Below are 15,027 nucleotides of genomic sequence, written 5' to 3'. Positions count from 1 at the left end.
GCTCCGGAACGTGACGTTTCGTCGATGCTAGGGGACGACACCGAACGTAACGATCGCACGGCACGACCTGGAAGCCGCCCCACGTCGAGTCGGAGCTGAGAGGATCGGACGACGCAGTCGAAGGGAATCCCATGGCTGTACCCAGCGACATCACGATCGATCCGACGCTCGTCGACCTGTACAAGGACCTGCATCGACATCCCGAACTCGGATTCCAGGAGCACCGCACCGCTTCGATCGTGGCGGAGCGTCTACGGAAGTCCGGATTCGACGTCACCACCGGTGTGGGGAAGACCGGGGTGGTCGGCGTCCTGAAGAACGGCGCGGGTCCGACCGCCCTGATCCGCGCGGACATGGATGCCCTGCCCGTCCGGGAGGAGACGGGACTCGAGTACGCGAGCACCGTCACCGCCACCGACGCCGGCGGCGCCACCGTGCCGGTTGCCCACGCGTGCGGTCACGACCTGCACACCACCTGCCTGCTGGGCGCGGCGCAGATTCTCGCGACCGACAGGTCCCGCTGGACGGGCACCCTGATGCTCGTGTTCCAACCCGCCGAGGAACTGGGGGCGGGCGCGCAGGCGATGGTGGACGACGGACTGTTCGACCGATTCCCGAGGCCCGACGTCGTCCTCGGCCAGCACGTGGCGCCCCTGCCCGCCGGCAAGATCGCCGGACATCCGGGCCCGTCGTACGCGGCATCGGACTCGCTGCGGGTGCGGATCGTCGGCAAGGGTGCTCACGGGTCGATGCCGGAGGCGTCGGTCGATCCCGTCGTGGTGGCGGCCGCGACGGTGCTGCGCCTGCAGACCGTCGTCTCCCGGGAGATCCCCAGCACCGCGACCGCGGTGCTCACCGTCGGGTCCATCCACGCCGGCGACGCCGCCAACGTGATTCCCGGGCACGCCGAACTCCAGTTGAACATCCGCAGCTACGACGCGCGTGTTCGCCGACGCATCCTCGACGCGGTCGGGCGCATCGTGCGCGGCGAGGCCGAGACCGCTGGCGCACCCGAGGCGCCGACGATCACCGAGATCGAGCGGTTTCCCATCGTCACCAACGACCCGGAAGCCCTTCGCAAGAGCCTCGACGCCCTCGGCTCGTGGCTAGGACGCGAGAACATCCTCGATCCGGGCGCTGGGGCCGGCAGCGAGGACGTCGGCATCCTCGCGACCAGTTCCGGGGCCCCGCTGTCCTACTGGCTCCTGGGCGGCGCCGATCCGTCCCTGTTCACCACCGGCGACATGACGGATCCGGCCCTGTTGAAGGTGCCGTCCAACCACTCCCCGCACTACGCACCGGCGATCGAACCGACGCTGCCGATCGGCGTGGCCGCACTGGTGACCGCGGCACGCAGCTGGTTGCCGCCGGCGAACTGACCTGCACGACAGAAGAACTCGGCATCGCGTGGGACCGGCCGCTTCCGGACGGGTGTCACGAACCGAACAGGATGAGGTCCGCGATGCCGGCGAAGAAGTTCCACACGTCGCCGAGACTTCCGAAGATCGCCACCCCCAGGGGGCGTAGCGGCTCCGGCCATCCGGCCAGGGGGTCGAGCCCCGGCGGGTTTGCATGTGCAACCCCGCCGCTCACGAGGAACAAGAAACCCACGGACACAACGACGGCGGCGGCTCTGATCCTGTTCATGTCGCGTCTATCCGACCAGAGCGCCCTGATGTTACCGCCGACGCCGGAACCCGCTCCCCAAAGCGCGGTAGCACTCGTCGAGGTCGCGAAGGGCCGCAGCCACGTCGGACTCGTCCGCGCCGGCTTCCAGACCCGCGCGCAGCACGGTGCGCAGCAGTGTCGCGTCGAGATCGTCCGGCGCGGCGGCGAACTCGATCTCGGGCAGTGTCTCGTACCGCACGCCGTCGCCGAAGTGGTCGTCGACGTGCGCGGGGCCGGTGTCGTCCTCCTCGCCGCCGACCGCCCGCATCAACGTGTCGAGGTCGAGGCCCCGCACCGTGAGCATCGTCAGGGGTTCGCGGTCGACACGCTCGGCCAGCAGGTACGCGACGGCGGCGACGTGCTTGCACGGCCACCCCGGATCGGGGCACGTGCAGTCGAAGTCGAGTTCGCGTCCGCCGTCCGGCAACAGCATCGGCGCCAATTCCTGCGGAACCGCCCCGGACGCGAGCGCGGCGAGGGTGCCGGGTGTCGACCGGATCGTCTCGACCAGTTCAGCGGTGTGCTCCTCGTCGAGGGTGCGCAGCGTCAGCACCGCGGTGAACGGTGCGATCTGGCTGCCCTGCACCTCACCGGTGACCCGCCCGGCCGCGATGTCGAGCGCGACCACCTGACCGCCGCGGGCGTAGGTGCGGCCGCGGCTCAGTCGCCCGGTGTCGCCGACCTTCTCGAGCGACTCGATCAACGCGCGCCCCCACCACCCGCGCGCGAATGCGCCTCGCTTGGAGACCGATTCGACGCCGCCGACCACGGGCCGGCGCTTGCCGAAGGCGCTGAAGTCCGGGCGGCCGCGTTGCGGGCTCATTCGCCGACCGCCTCGTCGCCGAGGATCAACAGGTCGTGCAGTTGATCGGCGCTCATCTCGGTGATCCACTTCTCGCCGGTGCCGATCGCGAGATCCGCGAGTTCCTGCTTGTTCGAGATCATCGCGTCGATCCGTTCCTCGAGCGTGCCGACGCACACCAGCTTGCGGACCTGCACGTCGCGGCGCTGCCCGATCCGGAAGGCCCGGTCGGTGGCCTGATTCTCCACAGCCGGGTTCCACCACCGGTCCAGGTGCACGACGTGGTTGGCCGCGGTCAGGTTCAGCCCCGTGCCGCCGGCCTTGAGGGAGAGCAGCATGATCGGTGGCCCGTCGTCGCCCTGGAACCGCTCGACCATCCGGTCCCGGCGGGCCTTGGGAACACCGCCGTGGAGGAACGGAACATCCACCCCGAACCGCTCCGACAGGTACGGCACCACGAGGTCGCCGAACTCCCGGAACTGCGTGAACAGCAGCGCCCGTTCACCGTCGGCGGTGACCGAGTCGAGGATGTCCTCGACCAGTCCGAGCTTGCCGGACCGGTGCCGGCCGCGGCGCAGCACCCCGGACCCGTCCCCCAGGAAGTGGGCGGGATGGTTGCACACCTGCTTGAGCCGGGTGAGCGCGGAGAGCACGGCGCCCTTGCGCTGCATGCCCTCGGTGTCCTTGATCTTCTTCAGCATGTCGTCGACCACCGCCCGGTACAGCGCGGCCTGCTCCACGGTCAGGTTCGCCCGCACCGTCATCTCCTGCTTCTCCGGCAGATCCGAGATGACGGCGGGATCGGTCTTGACGCGGCGCAGGATGAACGGCGATGTCACCGCCCGCAACCGGGTGACCGCGGCCTCGTCCTGTTCCCGCTCGATCGGCACCGCGAAGCGGGCACGGAAAGCCTGTGGGCTGCCCAGCATTCCGCGGTTGACGAAGTCGAGGATCGACCGCAGCTCGTCGAGGCGGTTCTCCACCGGGGTGCCGGTGAGGGCGACACGATGCTCGGCGGGGATCGCGCGGGCGGCCCGGGCCTGCGCGGTCGCGGAGTTCTTGATGTGCTGCGCCTCGTCGAGCACCACCCGGCGCCACGACTGTTCCGCGAGCGCCGGGGCGTCGCGGGCGAGGAGCGAGTACGTGGTGATGAACAGGTCGCTGGAGCGGACCGCCCCGGTGAGGTCCTCGCCGCGGCTGCGGTCGGCGCCGTGATGGACGTGGACGCGCAGGTCGGGCACGAACCGGGCGGCCTCACGCTGCCAGTTACCGACCACCGACATCGGGCACACCAGCAGCGTCGGCTTGTCGGAGCGTTCGTGCGCGAGCAGCGCCAGCAACTGCAGCGTCTTGCCCAGGCCCATGTCGTCGGCCAGTACCGCGCCGAGCCCGGTATCGCTCATGAACGCCAGCCAGTCCAGACCGCGCTGCTGGTAGTGCCGCAGGTCGGCCTGCAGCCCCGTCGGCTTCGGCACCGGCGCCGGCTCGAGCGTGCCGTCGAGCAGCGTGCCCACCCACCCGGTCGCCTGCACCTCGTCGACCGGCACCGGTGGCCGCTCGGCCTCGGTGAGCTGCCCGAGCAGCCCGCCGAGCGTTCCGTTCTCTCCCGAATTACGCTGCGTCACATAGCGGGCCGCCTGCGCGAGCACGGTCGCGTCGGCCTGGACCCACTGCCCGCGCAGCCGGACCAGGTCGCTCTGGGTGTCCGCGAGCCGGGTCAGCTCGTCCGGGGTGAGGACGATGTCGCCGAGCGCGAGTTCCCAGTCGTACCCGACGATCTCGTTCATGCCGACGGCCCGGTCCTCGGCGGCGGCGGGCACCGGCGGCGACGACACCTTCACCCGCAGCGACGGCGATCCCGCGGCCCACGCGCGCGGCAGCAGCAGTGCGATGCCGGCGTGCTCGAGCGCCCGGGCCCCGTGCAGCACCAGGTCGGTGACCACCGCGGTCGGGAGCAGCAGATCGAGGCTGTCCGGGTCGGTGGGCAGGTCCCGCAGCCGCGGGTACGCCGCGACCGCGGCGCCCAGCTTCCGGACCGCGATCTCGAGCAGCCGGGATTCCGTGCGGTGCAACCGGACCGGCGCGGGCGCCTCGCCCTCGGGTCGCAGGCACACCTGCAGGCGCCACAGCGCGTCGTCGGCGAGGTCGGACTCGCCCTCCTCGGGTTCGGGTTCGAGGAGCCGCAGGACCAGTTCCGGCTCGTCGGCCGTCAGGCTCGCGCGCCACGCGTCGAGCCCGCTCGCCATCCGGTGGCTGCCGCCCTCGTAGGGCTCGCCGCGCAGCAGCGCCCGCAGCAGCGGATGCTCCGCGTCCCGGTCGCCGAGCAGGTCCCGGACCACCGCGTCGGTCAGTTCGCCGACGAAGTCGTCGAGGATCTCGCGCGGGCTGCCCTCGAACCGCTGCACCGGCGGCATCGCCGCCGACAGCTCGGCCAGCCACGCACGCTGCCGTTCCCCGCCCAGCAGCCGCCACCGCGGCCACCAGTGCCCCTCCGCCCGGTACAGCTCGGGCACGACGCGACCGGCCCGCGCCCACCGTTCGACGCCGCGCGCGACGTGTGCCAGGTACCGCAGATCACCCGAGACGTGCGGGGCATCGTCGGGAACGGCGAGCAGGACGTCGGCGGCCTCGGCGGGCGCGAGAGCCAGGACCGGGACCCGCTGCGGTTGCACCCCGACGGCCGCGGGAACCTGCACGGTGTGATGGCGGCGGAAGCGGCGGCGCAGCACCCGGCCGATCGGCTCGGGCAGATCGGGCAGCTCGGAGTCCGGGCCGCGCCACAGCAAGAGGCCCGCGCCCGGCGACCAGAGCCCGTGCAGCATGCGATCCATCCAACCAGCCCGCACCGACATGCCTGGAGTTCACCCCGCCACCAGGCCATACTGGGCGCAGACGGAAGTCTGGAGCCGGTCATGCCGATCATGATTCAAGTCTTCGAACAGGTGTACTCACCCAACACGCCGTGGCAGCAGCGCAAGGTGGCCTTCGTCGACGCCGATCACATCGTCGCGATGCGCCTCGACGGGCAGTCCGGGGTGTGGCTCGACGTCACCAAACACGGCGAATCGCACCGGCTGGCCACCACCGGATCGCCCGAGCAGGCGATCTACTTCCTCCTGAGTATCTTCGGCAAGATCGCCGAGTGCCGGCAGAACGGCGGCTCGTGGCTCATCGGGCACGACGGCGTCGACGTCGGCTCGATCCACGCGGCGAAGTTCCCACACTCCTGACCGGCACCGTCGGTGCCGTCCAGCACATCGGCAGGATCAACCGCCTGCGCGGTACCCGGGATGCACATTGGGCGTGAGGTCGTGGCTCGCCGCGATCTTGTTCAGCAGGGTCGCGAGGGTCTCGCGTTCCTTCGCGGTGAGCGCTTTCGCCATGTCGGCTTCATGGGCGGCGCCGACATGGCGCATCCGGCCCATGACTGCGCGCCCCTCGTCGGTGAGCTGAAGTTCGTAGATTCGTCGGTCGCGCGTACTCCGCTCACGAGCGACCAGGCCCTTCTTCTCCAGTCCGTCGATCAGAACGACGACGCGACTCGGGGCGACGCCGAGCCTGTCCGCGAGAGCCTGCTGGCTGAGACCCGGCTCGGTGGCGATGAGTCTCAGGATCCCGATATCGCTGGGCTGCACTGAAAGTGCCTCCAGTCGCTCCGCGAAGCGTGCCGCAGCGAAGGCCCCGACCTGGGCGAGCAGGAAGCTGACACGAGACGTGGCGAGGGGGTGTCGAGGGTCGGGCACCACGCAATGCTAGCGCAACAGAATCATTCACTGCTATGAATGATTCATGATGATTACTGAATCGCTGTCCGGTCACGTCGCCTTGGTCACCGGGGCATCGGGCTCCATCGGCGCCGAGGTCACCCGAACGCTCGCACGACTCGGCGCCGACGTCGCTGTCCACGGACGTACCCCGGCCGCTCTCGACGCGCTCGCCTCCGAGGTGCGCAGAGAGGGCGGCGCCAGCGCCGGCTACGTCGGAGACGTCAGTGACGCCGACCATCTCGCCGAGGTCGTGGCCGATGTGGCACAGAGACTCGGGCCGATCGACGTGCTCGTCACGCTCGCCGGCGGCGCAGGGGCGCCCGTTCCGACCGCGGCCCTCGATCCCGATCGATGGAGAAGCGTGATCGACACGGACCTGACGTCGGTGTTCCTCACCATTCGTGCGGTGCTCCCCGGGATGCTGGAGCGGGGCGGAGGGCGGATCGTGACCGTCGCTTCGAGTGCCGGCCGTCGACCGTCCCAGGCAAACGCGGCCTACGCCGCTGCGAAGGCAGGCGTGGTCATGCTCACCGAGCACATCGCGAAGGAGTACGCAGCGTCGGCCGTCCGGGCCAACTGCGTGGCGCCCTCCATCAGCGAAACCGCCGCACTGAACAAGCGCATACCTTCGCCACAGCTCGACGCGATTGCCGCACGTGTACCTCTCGGCCGCATCGGACAGCCGGTCGACGTCGCCGAAGCGATCGCCTTTCTCGTCAGCGACCGCGCGTCGTGGATCACCGGGACAACTCTCGATGTCACCGGAGGAATGACGTTATGACCGCCACACTCACCAGTCCGCGTCGCGCCCGGACAGGGCCGCCTCTGCCGCCCATCGCGATCGCGACCGTCGCTCTCTTCATGGCCTCGCTGGCAATTCCCATCGTCCTTGCCGGAGGCGCGACCTACCCGTCCCCCTACTCCGACGAAGCCGCCGTCGTCGAGTACTTCCGCGCCGAAACGACCCCGGTCCTGGTTACGGCGCTACTGCAGTTCGCCGCCGCGCTTCCGCTGGCGATCTTCGCTGCCACGGTGTCGGTGCGGCTGAACCGGCTCGGTGTCCGCGCACCAGGACCGACGATCGGTCTCGCGGGCGGGATTCTCGCCTCGGCGTCGATGGCCTCGTCGGCACTCGTCACCTGGGCTCTCACCCGGCCGGAGATCTTGGAAAGCACCGAGCTCGTGCGATTGGCGCACGACCTTGCGTTCATCACCGGCGGCCCCGGATTCATCGTGCCCAACGGCCTGCTCATCGCGGGAATCGCCGTGCCCGGTTTGATCGCTCGAGTTCTGCCGCGCTGGCACGCCCGGGCGGGTCTCGTCATCGCCGGTCTCGCGATGTCGGCAACGCTGACCGTCGCGCTTCCCGCGTTGTCGATCCTGCTCCCGATCGTGCGATTCACATCGCTGGCCTGGATCGTCGTGGCCGCGTTCGTCATTCCGACCGAGACCCATGTCATCAACAGGAAGGACCAGAAATGACCAACCCGATGCTCGAGAAACTCATCCGATTCCAGCGCCCCGAGCACACGCTGCCCTACGCTCGGAATCTGAGCGTCGAGACACTGTCCGGCATTTTCGGCACCGACGAGGACCAATATCGCTCCGTCCTCGAAGGTTTCGACGTACAACGCACGGAGGTCGCGGCCCGGCTCGCTGCCGACCCACGGGTCAGCGCGCATCTCGAGACGCTGCCGTTCGAACGGGGCGCGCGCCTGGTGGCCATCGGCGAGAGCACCACCGCCGACAGGCTTTCCTGGTTCGAGATACTGCGTACGATCCTCGAAACACACCGACCCGATCTCGAGCTACGTTTCGCGAATCTTGCTGTCGCCGGTGCCACGAGCACGCAGATGCTCGCGGCGGTACCTGCGATCCGGCGACAGACAGCGGACTGGATGTTCTGCATGCTCGGCGGGAACGACTCCCAACGTCTGGGCTCTGCCGACGGACCCCAGTTGGTGACCCGACAGGAAACACTTCGAAATCTCACCGAGCTTCGCGCCCAAGCATTCCCGGATGACAGCTCTCGCTGGATATGGGTGACCCCGACACCGGTCGACGAAACACTTGTCGCCGCATTCCCGTTCTTCCGCGACGCCGGAATTTCGTGGACGAACGCCGATCTGTCATCGCTCGCTGCAGCGATCCTCGCCATGCCCGGCCTCGCAGTCGACAGCACGCCCGCGGTTTCCGATCGTCACGGGTTCACCGAGGACGGCCTGCACCTCAGCATCGCGACTCAAGAGGCACTCACTGCCCGGATTCTGGGAGCACTCTCCGAAGGTGATGCGCGATGAAACTTCTGGTGCTCGGCGCGACCGGTGGAACCGGAGCCGAAGTGCTTGCCCAGGCTGTCCGTGCTGGACACGACGTTACTGTGATCGCCCGCCACCCGGAGAGAATCGCCCATCCGGAGAGTTCCTCGCTGCGAATCGTCCCAGGTGATGTTCTCGAGGCCGGCGACTGGGAAGACGCTGCCGACTCCTCTGCCTGTCCTCCGCCGGACTCGACATCTCTCCGGACACACCCGCGCTCCAGAGGATCGTCACTCGTCTCGTCGTCCAGCGGATGTACCGGCACGGATACGCAGACATGAGACGAATGGAGGCGTCCCTACGCACCCAAGAGGTCCAATGGACAATCATTCGAGCGCCCATGCTCACGGACAGGCCCCCACGGGCAACTACCGCACCGCTGTCGACACCCACCTTGCCGACGCCAGCACCATCACCCGTGCCGACCTGGCTCGGTACATGCTCTCTGCAATCGATGATCGCGCGACATGGAAAGCGGCAGTGGAAATCTCCAGCGGTCCCTGATGAAGGTCGATCAACCGCCGTTCTCGACCACGACCGCGGGGCCGGCCCATGCGTTGGGCCGGCCCCGCGATCGTATGAGGGAGTATGGCGGTCAGTGCTTGTTGAGTGTTTCGCGGAGTTCCGCGAGCATGTCGCGGTACTCGACGGAGCTCTCGATGTCGATGGTGTCGCGGGGCCGGTCGAGTTCGACCTTCATGTCGATCACGATGCGGCCTTCGCGCATCGCGACGACGCGGTCGGCGATCAGCAGGGCCTCCCCCAGGTCGTGGGTGACGAACACGACCGTCTGTCGTTCCTGGCTCCACACGTTGAGGAACTCGTCGCGCACGACGTCGCGGGTCTGCGCGTCCAGGGCGGAGAACGGCTCGTCCATCAGGATCATGGCGGGCTTCATCACCCAGGTCCGGGCGAGGGCAACCCGTTGGCGCATGCCCTGGGACAGCTGCCAGGGGTAGCGGTCGGCCGCCGACTCGAGACCGACCCTGCGCAGCATGTCCATCGCCCGCTCGCGCCGCTCGGCCTTGTCGACGTGGGCGATCTCCATGCCCAACTCCACGTTGCGCAGCGCAGTCCGCCACGGGTAGAGCGCATCGCGGGCGAACATGTAGCCCATCTGCGAGCGTGCCTGGGCCGGGCTGGAACCGAGCACCGACACCGAACCGGTGGTCGGCTGAATCAATCCGCCCAGCAGGTTCAGCGCGGTGGTCTTGCCGCAGCCACTGTGCCCGACCAGGACCAGCAGCTCACCCCGCTTGCCGGTGATCGACAGATCCCGCACGCCCGAGTACGTGGTCGCGCCCGGCGGGGTGTAATCCAGTGTCGCGGAGAGGATCTCGAAGGCCGGATCCTCGATGGTGGTGGCGCCGGCGGCGCCCGTCGTCGTCACGTCCGTATGCGTCATCATGAGTCCTGAGGGGGTTGCCAACGGAGAATCGCCTTTTCGATCCGGCCCGACGCCGCGTTGAAGGCCGCCGCGATGATCGCCAGCACGATCAGCGCCGCATAGACGGTGCCGAGGTCGAATGCGGCCGAGGATGCGGAGATCTGCTGGCCCAGGCCGGCGGTGGACGCGATCAGCTCCGCGCCGACGACGCCGAGCAGCGAGTAGATCAGGCCCAGTCGCAGGCCCGCGAAGATCGAGGGAACCGCCACCGGCAGCAGCACCTTGTAGAAGCGCTGCCACTTGTTCGCGCCCATCACCACCGAGAGCCGCAGCAACTCCGGGTCAGCGCTGGCGACACCCGCACGGGTGTTGATGGTGATGATGAACACCACCAGCGTGAAGGCCAGCACGATCTTCGACGTCGAGCCGATGCCGAAATAGATGACGAACACCGGGGCCAATGCGATCCGGGGCATGGCGTTGATCGCGTCCAGGAACGGGGATACCACTGCCTCGACACTCGGGGACAGCGCCAGGCCGATGCCCACGGCGATGCCGATCACGGCGCTGGCGACCAGCGCGATCAACGCCGCCGAGACCGTCGACCACAGATCCGGCCAGAAGGTGCCCTTGTCCTGCCAGGCCACGAACGCCTCCCACACCAGCTGTGGGTTCGAGACCACCAGTTTGTTGCTGCCGGCGAAGTTGTAGGTCAACTGCCACAGTCCCAGCAGCGCCACCAGCAGCAGGATCTGCACCGCCAGCAGCGGCGCGCCCGACAGCTTCGCCTTCGCGCCGGTAGCACCGACGACAACCTTGTCCTTCTTCTGCTTCTTCACCTTGCCGACGGCACGCGGGCCGCCCACCGCCGCCGTCGTGGGTGTTGCAGACCGGGCCACCCCGGCGGGAGTCACACTCATCGGGGATCACCGCCTGCGCACGGCTCGTACACGGTGTCGGCGAAGTTCGGCGCCTCGGGAGCGGGCGAACCGGCCAGCGGGGCCTGCGCCTTCCACGACTCCTCGGTGATCGAGAAGGGCACGTACACATCCTTGATGGACTCCCAGAGCGCGGGCGCAGCCTCGGGCGTCACGCCGACCAGCCCACCGAGCCACTTGGCCATCGTCGCCGCGTTCTGCGGATCCTGCGAGAAGTCGTAGGCATCCCACATGGCCTTGCAGTAGTTGAGCACGTCGTTCGGGCGCTGCTCGATCGTGCTGCACGACGCGGACGGGTAGCCCTGGACCAGCGGCGAGAGCGCGTTGCCGTCCCGGCCGACGATGTCGGTCACGCGGACGACGTCCGTCGGGGGCAGTTGCTCTTCCATCGTGGGCCCGTAGTACATGGCGTCGACCTGCTTGGCCTTGAACGCCTGGATCGCGGTCGCGGGCGCGCCGACGGCCACGAACGTGACGTCCTTCGCGGGGTCCATGCCCGCCTCGTTGAGCAGCGCAGTGATCCACAGCTCCATGCCGGACCCGCGCGAAGTGACGCCGATGGTCTTGCCCTTGAGGCTCTTCATGGTGGTGTCGGGATCGGTGGGGTCGCCCTTGATCTCCGTACCGGGCTGCGCGATGACCTCCAGCGTGTTGCCCAGGGTCGAGCCGAGCGCCTTCACACAGGCACCCTTGTCGATCGCCGGCCACAGCGTGCCGGGCACCATGGTGCCGACGGTGAGGTCATTGGAGATGACCGCCGCGGACTGGGCGGTGGTCAACGACGGCGGCATCAACTCGACGTTGACCCCGCGCTTGTCGAAGAAGCCCTCGTTCTCGGCGACGACCGCCATCAGGTCGCCGGGCACACCCTGGGTGATGCCGACCTTCATCACGGAGCCCTCTGCGGCGGAGGTGTCCCCACCGCATGCAGACAACGTGATCGCGCCGACGGCGGTTGCGGCGATCGCAACCGTCTTGGCCGCGCGCGTGCGGAATGTGGTCATGAAAAGTCCTCTGGTTACTCGGGTTTGGTGCAGTCGGGTGTACGCCGCGTCCTGCCTCGACGACCGGCAGGGCTTCCGCCGGCGGATCGTCAGGCGTGTGCGGTGAAGCCGACCTGCCCCGGCTTCCGGTTCGGTGCGTACCCGAGCTTGGCCAACGTCTCGTCGGCGTCGGCGTACGTGGTACCGATCTTGTAGATGTCCCGGGCCTCCTTGCCGGTGGCCACCTCACGACCGAGCTCCTTGGCGACACGCACCAGCTGGCGGACCTGCTCGGCAGAGGTGATCTTGACCTCGCCACTCGGCGCCCACAGGTTGTCCTCGTTGCCGCAACGCGTGTGCAGACCCATCGCCATCGCCATCGTGTTCACCGGCAGCACGCTGCGCATCAGCGTCTCGAGGGTCAGGCACGCACCGTCCGGCACCCGCTGGACGAAGTTCATGATGTTGTACGGGTTCGGGCCGTCGAAACCGCCACCGATACCGACCCACGTCAGGTTCAGCGGACCGGTGTACACACCGCGGCGGATCAACCGCTCCACGGTCTCGAGCTGCGGAATCGACGAGAGCTGGAAATGCGGCTGGATACCCGCGGCCTGCAGACGACGCAGGTGCTCCTCGACCCACTCCGGGCCCGCCGGCACCGTCATCTCACGGTAGGTCGCCGCGAGCTCCGCGTTCTCCAGCGAGGTGCCCTTGATGTCGCCCGGCGTCATCAACTCCATGATGTTCATCTGGCTGGTGTTGATCGCGATCGTCACCTGGTCCGGCTTCGGATCCAGCTCGGCCAGCATGTGACGGACGTTGTCCGGCAACCACTTCGCGTCCGCGCCGTCACCCTCGGGTGCGAACGAGATCGACCCGCCGACCTGAAGGATCATGTCCGGCACCGCCTCACGCAGCCGGCCCAGGAGCTCGTTGAACTTCGACAGCCGCTTGGAACCCTTGCCGTCCTCCTCACGAACATGGATGTGCAGCACCGTCGCACCGGCCTCGTAGCAGTCGACGGCCTGCTGGACGTGCTCGTCCATCGTCAGCGGCAGATCCTCCGGGAAGTCCTCCACCGCCCACTCCGGACCGTACGGCGCGACCGTGATGACCAACTTGTCCTGGTTCTCGGGGAAGAACGCATCGTCCTGGAAATGCATTGCAGATCTCCGTTCATGGGGAAGGGGCGCCAGCCGGGAACACGGACTGGCCCAACGCGCGGTATGCCGTCACACCCACCGATGAAGTGGTCGGCACCACACGCGGCCTATCGGGTGACGCAGATCACGCTATCCCGAGGCGCGGGCGAACACTTGACGGTTTGGGTCGCAAAAGTTGACCAATTGGGAGAAGACCGCTTCGCCGTCACCAAGCGGATTCCGGCGACGATCAGGCCGGTGGCCTCGCGCCGGACCCGGACTTCGGCGCCGAACCTCCCAGCGGAACCGGCGGTTTCGGCGGGGGCCTCCACCCGCTCGGCACCGTCGAGGTATCGGCGGCGAACTTCTTCGCCCAGGCACGTGGACTGACACCGAACCGCTGCCGGAACCACCTCGAGAACGCGCTCAGCTCCGAGAACCCCAACTCCGCGGCGAGCTCGGTGAGAGAGCCGTCCCCGCGCTCGATCGCGAGTTGGGCATGCTCCCTGCGCACGGCGTCCAGAATCGAGGAATACGAGTCGCCCGAGATCGCCAGATGCCGGTGCAGCGTCCGCCGGTCCATGCCCAAGCTGCGAGCAATCCTCGAGGCCGAGCAACTCTCGGTGGGCAAGAGTGTGGCAATCAGATCGCGAACCTGGAACGACAGCGAGGTGCCGGTGGCCGGGGCCAACAGCCCGAGGTACTCCTGGACGAACGGGCGCAGCAGCGGGTTCGACAGCGGGTTCGGCGTGTCGAGGTCGCTGGACGGGATGATGATTCCGTCGATTTCCTGCCCGAAGACCACGGTCGCATCGAACACCTGGTGATGCAGCGCGATGTCCGGCGGCGCCTCGTGCGCGAAACAGGTGGCCACCGGCCGCCAGTCCTCGGGGAGTAGATCCGCGAGGATCCGAAAGACGGAAGCGACCACCAACTCGATGGACTGGCGACCCAGGGTGATCCCGGCGGCGGACTGCACGTGGAAGGTCGCCAGGCCTCTGGCCTCGGTCAGGCTCAATGCGATGGCCTCGTTGTGCAGGTTCAGGTGACGCAGGACGATGCCCAACGCGCCACGGACGTCGGGCTCCTCGCGGGCGACGAGCCCGACCGGGCCGAGAGCGGACAGTCCACGGTCGCCGGACATCCTGATGGCGAAATCCGCGCAGCCCGACTGAGTCGCGGAGATCTCCAGCAGGCGGTCGACCGAGTGGGCCGAGATCCACCCGGTGGTGGCAGCAAAGGCTCCCGGGTCGATCCCGACCACTCGCATCAGCGGATGGGGGTTCAAGCCCACCGACTCCGCCACGTCGACATAGCCGTTCAGCACGGCACTTCTGAGCATCAGCATCCGAGAAAGCTAGCCCCAATAGTCAAATTCGGCGACCCGAACCGTCAAGTTACGGTTCGATCCTCGGGATATCGTGATCCCCGTCACTCGGTCGCCGCGTGCGATGTCGACCCGATGGTTCGTCGACGCGGTGCCGATGACAGCCACGGGCACAACTCTCGAGCGCGAACCCGCCCGGCGCCCGACATCTGATTCGCCGATTTCCGGCAGACACCAAAACCCGGCCGACTCCGGCCGACAGGAGGACACGATGACTCGAACGGACAGCGCATACCCGGTTGTCGAGGGCATGAAGGCCGGGGGCGGCTGGAACGAGCTGTGGGACGGGCTGTACGAGATGGACCCCGAGTGGACCGAGCTGTACATGAAGATGGCGATGCAGCCGTTCCAGAGCGGCCTGATCCCACCGAAGGTCGTGCAGTTGCTGTGCATCGCCGTCGACGCGTCGGCGACCCACATGTACGCGCCCGGCACGAGGCGTCATATCCAGGCCGCATTGGACATGGGCGTGACCCCCGAGGAGATCCTCGAGGTTCTCAAGCTCGCGACGATCGTGGGCATCCACTCCTGCAACCTCGGCGTCCCCATCCTGGTGGAGGAGATGGCCGCGCGCCGGCAGCAGCAGCCCGAAGGCTGATCCGATCCGAAGCCGAAGAGCGTCCGCGACGGGC

15 protein-coding genes and 1 pseudogene are annotated in these 15,027 nt (G+C 68.1%); 7 read left to right on the top strand and 9 right to left on the bottom strand.

Annotated features, from left to right (window positions below):
* Positions 1–131 precede the first annotated feature (131 nt).
* Entirely contained in the window at positions 132–1,379 is a 1,248-nt protein-coding gene (locus tag EGT67_RS17945) for an amidohydrolase (protein ID WP_127917443.1), read from the top strand.
* A 55-nt stretch (positions 1,380–1,434) separates the two neighbouring features.
* Here the strand turns inward: EGT67_RS17945 and EGT67_RS25130 are convergent, their stop codons facing one another.
* The 3 genes from EGT67_RS25130 to EGT67_RS17935 all read right to left on the bottom strand — a co-directional run bounded on the left by EGT67_RS25130 (position 1,435) and on the right by EGT67_RS17935 (position 5,292).
* A complete protein-coding gene (locus EGT67_RS25130) occupies positions 1,435–1,593 on the bottom strand; it encodes a hypothetical protein (protein ID WP_164877599.1) in 159 nt (52 codons plus the stop codon).
* 85 nt (positions 1,594–1,678) lie between these two features.
* On the bottom strand, positions 1,679–2,491 hold the full coding sequence (locus tag EGT67_RS17940; protein WP_127917442.1) for an SWIM zinc finger family protein: 813 nt from the start codon (positions 2,489–2,491) through the stop codon (positions 1,679–1,681).
* Positions 2,488–5,292: a DEAD/DEAH box helicase gene (locus EGT67_RS17935; RefSeq protein WP_241566102.1), complete on the bottom strand. Its 2,805-nt coding sequence runs from the start codon at positions 5,290–5,292 to the stop codon at positions 2,488–2,490. Before EGT67_RS17935 ends, EGT67_RS17940 begins: the two co-directional genes overlap by 4 nt.
* Before the next feature lie 90 nt (positions 5,293–5,382).
* Here EGT67_RS17935 and EGT67_RS17930 point away from each other — a divergent pair, with 90 nt between their 5' ends.
* Positions 5,383–5,700 carry a hypothetical protein gene (locus EGT67_RS17930; protein WP_127917440.1) on the top strand — a complete coding sequence of 106 codons (318 nt, stop codon included), beginning with the start codon at positions 5,383–5,385 and terminating at the stop codon, positions 5,698–5,700.
* Positions 5,701–5,736: 36 nt separating this feature from the next.
* Here EGT67_RS17930 and EGT67_RS17925 read toward each other — a convergent pair whose 3' ends face one another.
* Positions 5,737–6,213, bottom strand: coding sequence for a MarR family winged helix-turn-helix transcriptional regulator (locus EGT67_RS17925; protein ID WP_127917439.1), 477 nt, complete (start codon positions 6,211–6,213; stop codon positions 5,737–5,739).
* Positions 6,214–6,259: 46 nt separating this feature from the next.
* On the opposite strand from EGT67_RS17925, the gene EGT67_RS17920 reads away from it, so the two are divergent.
* The 4 genes and pseudogenes from EGT67_RS17920 to EGT67_RS25630 all read left to right on the top strand — a co-directional run.
* Positions 6,260–7,018 carry an SDR family NAD(P)-dependent oxidoreductase gene (locus EGT67_RS17920; RefSeq protein ID WP_127917438.1) on the top strand — a complete coding sequence of 253 codons (759 nt, stop codon included), beginning with the start codon at positions 6,260–6,262 and terminating at the stop codon, positions 7,016–7,018.
* Complete coding sequence (locus tag EGT67_RS17915; RefSeq protein ID WP_127917437.1) at positions 7,015–7,719, top strand: hypothetical protein; 705 nt, start codon at positions 7,015–7,017, stop codon at positions 7,717–7,719. The genes EGT67_RS17920 and EGT67_RS17915 overlap by 4 nt, the downstream gene beginning before the upstream one ends.
* Complete coding sequence (locus EGT67_RS17910; protein WP_127917436.1) at positions 7,716–8,537, top strand: SGNH/GDSL hydrolase family protein; 822 nt, start codon at positions 7,716–7,718, stop codon at positions 8,535–8,537. The genes EGT67_RS17915 and EGT67_RS17910 overlap by 4 nt, the downstream gene beginning before the upstream one ends.
* Positions 8,534–8,907: pseudogene (locus EGT67_RS25630) on the top strand (NAD(P)-dependent oxidoreductase); the annotation flags it as partial. The gene EGT67_RS17910 and the pseudogene EGT67_RS25630, both read left to right, overlap by 4 nt.
* A 243-nt stretch (positions 8,908–9,150) precedes the next feature.
* Here the strand turns inward: EGT67_RS25630 and EGT67_RS17895 are convergent.
* The 5 genes from EGT67_RS17895 to EGT67_RS17875 form a co-directional block, all read right to left on the bottom strand.
* The gene (locus tag EGT67_RS17895; RefSeq protein WP_127917513.1) at positions 9,151–9,960 is read right to left on the bottom strand and encodes an ABC transporter ATP-binding protein; all 810 of its coding nucleotides are present in this window, start codon (positions 9,958–9,960) and stop codon (positions 9,151–9,153) included.
* A complete protein-coding gene (locus tag EGT67_RS17890) occupies positions 9,960–10,862 on the bottom strand; it encodes an ABC transporter permease (RefSeq protein ID WP_241566101.1) in 903 nt (300 codons plus the stop codon). The genes EGT67_RS17895 and EGT67_RS17890 overlap by 1 nt, the downstream gene beginning before the upstream one ends.
* On the bottom strand, positions 10,859–11,884 hold the full coding sequence (locus EGT67_RS17885) for an ABC transporter substrate-binding protein (RefSeq protein WP_127917434.1): 1,026 nt from the start codon (positions 11,882–11,884) through the stop codon (positions 10,859–10,861). The genes EGT67_RS17890 and EGT67_RS17885 overlap by 4 nt, the downstream gene beginning before the upstream one ends.
* A gap of 89 nt (positions 11,885–11,973) precedes the next feature.
* Positions 11,974–13,029, bottom strand: coding sequence for a beta-keto acid cleavage family enzyme (locus tag EGT67_RS17880; protein ID WP_127917433.1), 1,056 nt, complete (start codon positions 13,027–13,029; stop codon positions 11,974–11,976).
* Positions 13,030–13,258: 229 nt separating this feature from the next.
* Positions 13,259–14,356, bottom strand: coding sequence for an AraC family transcriptional regulator (locus tag EGT67_RS17875; protein ID WP_127917432.1), 1,098 nt, complete (start codon positions 14,354–14,356; stop codon positions 13,259–13,261).
* A gap of 250 nt (positions 14,357–14,606) precedes the next feature.
* Here EGT67_RS17875 and EGT67_RS17870 point away from each other — a divergent pair, with 250 nt between their 5' ends.
* A complete protein-coding gene (locus tag EGT67_RS17870) occupies positions 14,607–14,993 on the top strand; it encodes a carboxymuconolactone decarboxylase family protein (protein WP_127917431.1) in 387 nt (128 codons plus the stop codon).
* Positions 14,994–15,027: the final 34 nt, after the last annotated feature.

This window comes from Prescottella agglutinans (assembly GCF_004011865.1).
Taxonomy (GTDB): domain Bacteria; phylum Actinomycetota; class Actinomycetes; order Mycobacteriales; family Mycobacteriaceae; genus Prescottella; species Prescottella agglutinans.
This window is presented reverse-complemented; position numbering and strand designations above follow the sequence as displayed.

Excerpts from the sequence above, each read along its gene's own strand:
- EGT67_RS17870 (WP_127917431.1), top strand. The coding sequence starts at position 14,607 with ATGACTCGAACGGACAGCGCATACCCGGTTGTCGAGGGCATGAAGGCC.
- EGT67_RS17875 (WP_127917432.1), bottom strand. The coding sequence starts at position 14,356 with ATGCTGATGCTCAGAAGTGCCGTGCTGAACGGCTATGTCGACGTGGCG.
- EGT67_RS17885 (WP_127917434.1), bottom strand. The coding sequence starts at position 11,884 with ATGACCACATTCCGCACGCGCGCGGCCAAGACGGTTGCGATCGCCGCA.
- EGT67_RS17945 (WP_127917443.1), top strand. The coding sequence starts at position 132 with ATGGCTGTACCCAGCGACATCACGATCGATCCGACGCTCGTCGACCTG.
- EGT67_RS17880 (WP_127917433.1), bottom strand. The coding sequence starts at position 13,029 with ATGCATTTCCAGGACGATGCGTTCTTCCCCGAGAACCAGGACAAGTTG.
- EGT67_RS17920 (WP_127917438.1), top strand. The coding sequence starts at position 6,260 with ATGATGATTACTGAATCGCTGTCCGGTCACGTCGCCTTGGTCACCGGG.
- EGT67_RS17890 (WP_241566101.1), bottom strand. The coding sequence starts at position 10,862 with ATGAGTGTGACTCCCGCCGGGGTGGCCCGGTCTGCAACACCCACGACG.
- EGT67_RS17935 (WP_241566102.1), bottom strand. The coding sequence starts at position 5,292 with ATGCTGCACGGGCTCTGGTCGCCGGGCGCGGGCCTCTTGCTGTGGCGC.
- EGT67_RS17930 (WP_127917440.1), top strand. The coding sequence starts at position 5,383 with ATGCCGATCATGATTCAAGTCTTCGAACAGGTGTACTCACCCAACACG.
- EGT67_RS17895 (WP_127917513.1), bottom strand. The coding sequence starts at position 9,960 with ATGACGCATACGGACGTGACGACGACGGGCGCCGCCGGCGCCACCACC.
- EGT67_RS17910 (WP_127917436.1), top strand. The coding sequence starts at position 7,716 with ATGACCAACCCGATGCTCGAGAAACTCATCCGATTCCAGCGCCCCGAG.
- EGT67_RS17915 (WP_127917437.1), top strand. The coding sequence starts at position 7,015 with ATGACCGCCACACTCACCAGTCCGCGTCGCGCCCGGACAGGGCCGCCT.
- EGT67_RS17940 (WP_127917442.1), bottom strand. The coding sequence starts at position 2,491 with ATGAGCCCGCAACGCGGCCGCCCGGACTTCAGCGCCTTCGGCAAGCGC.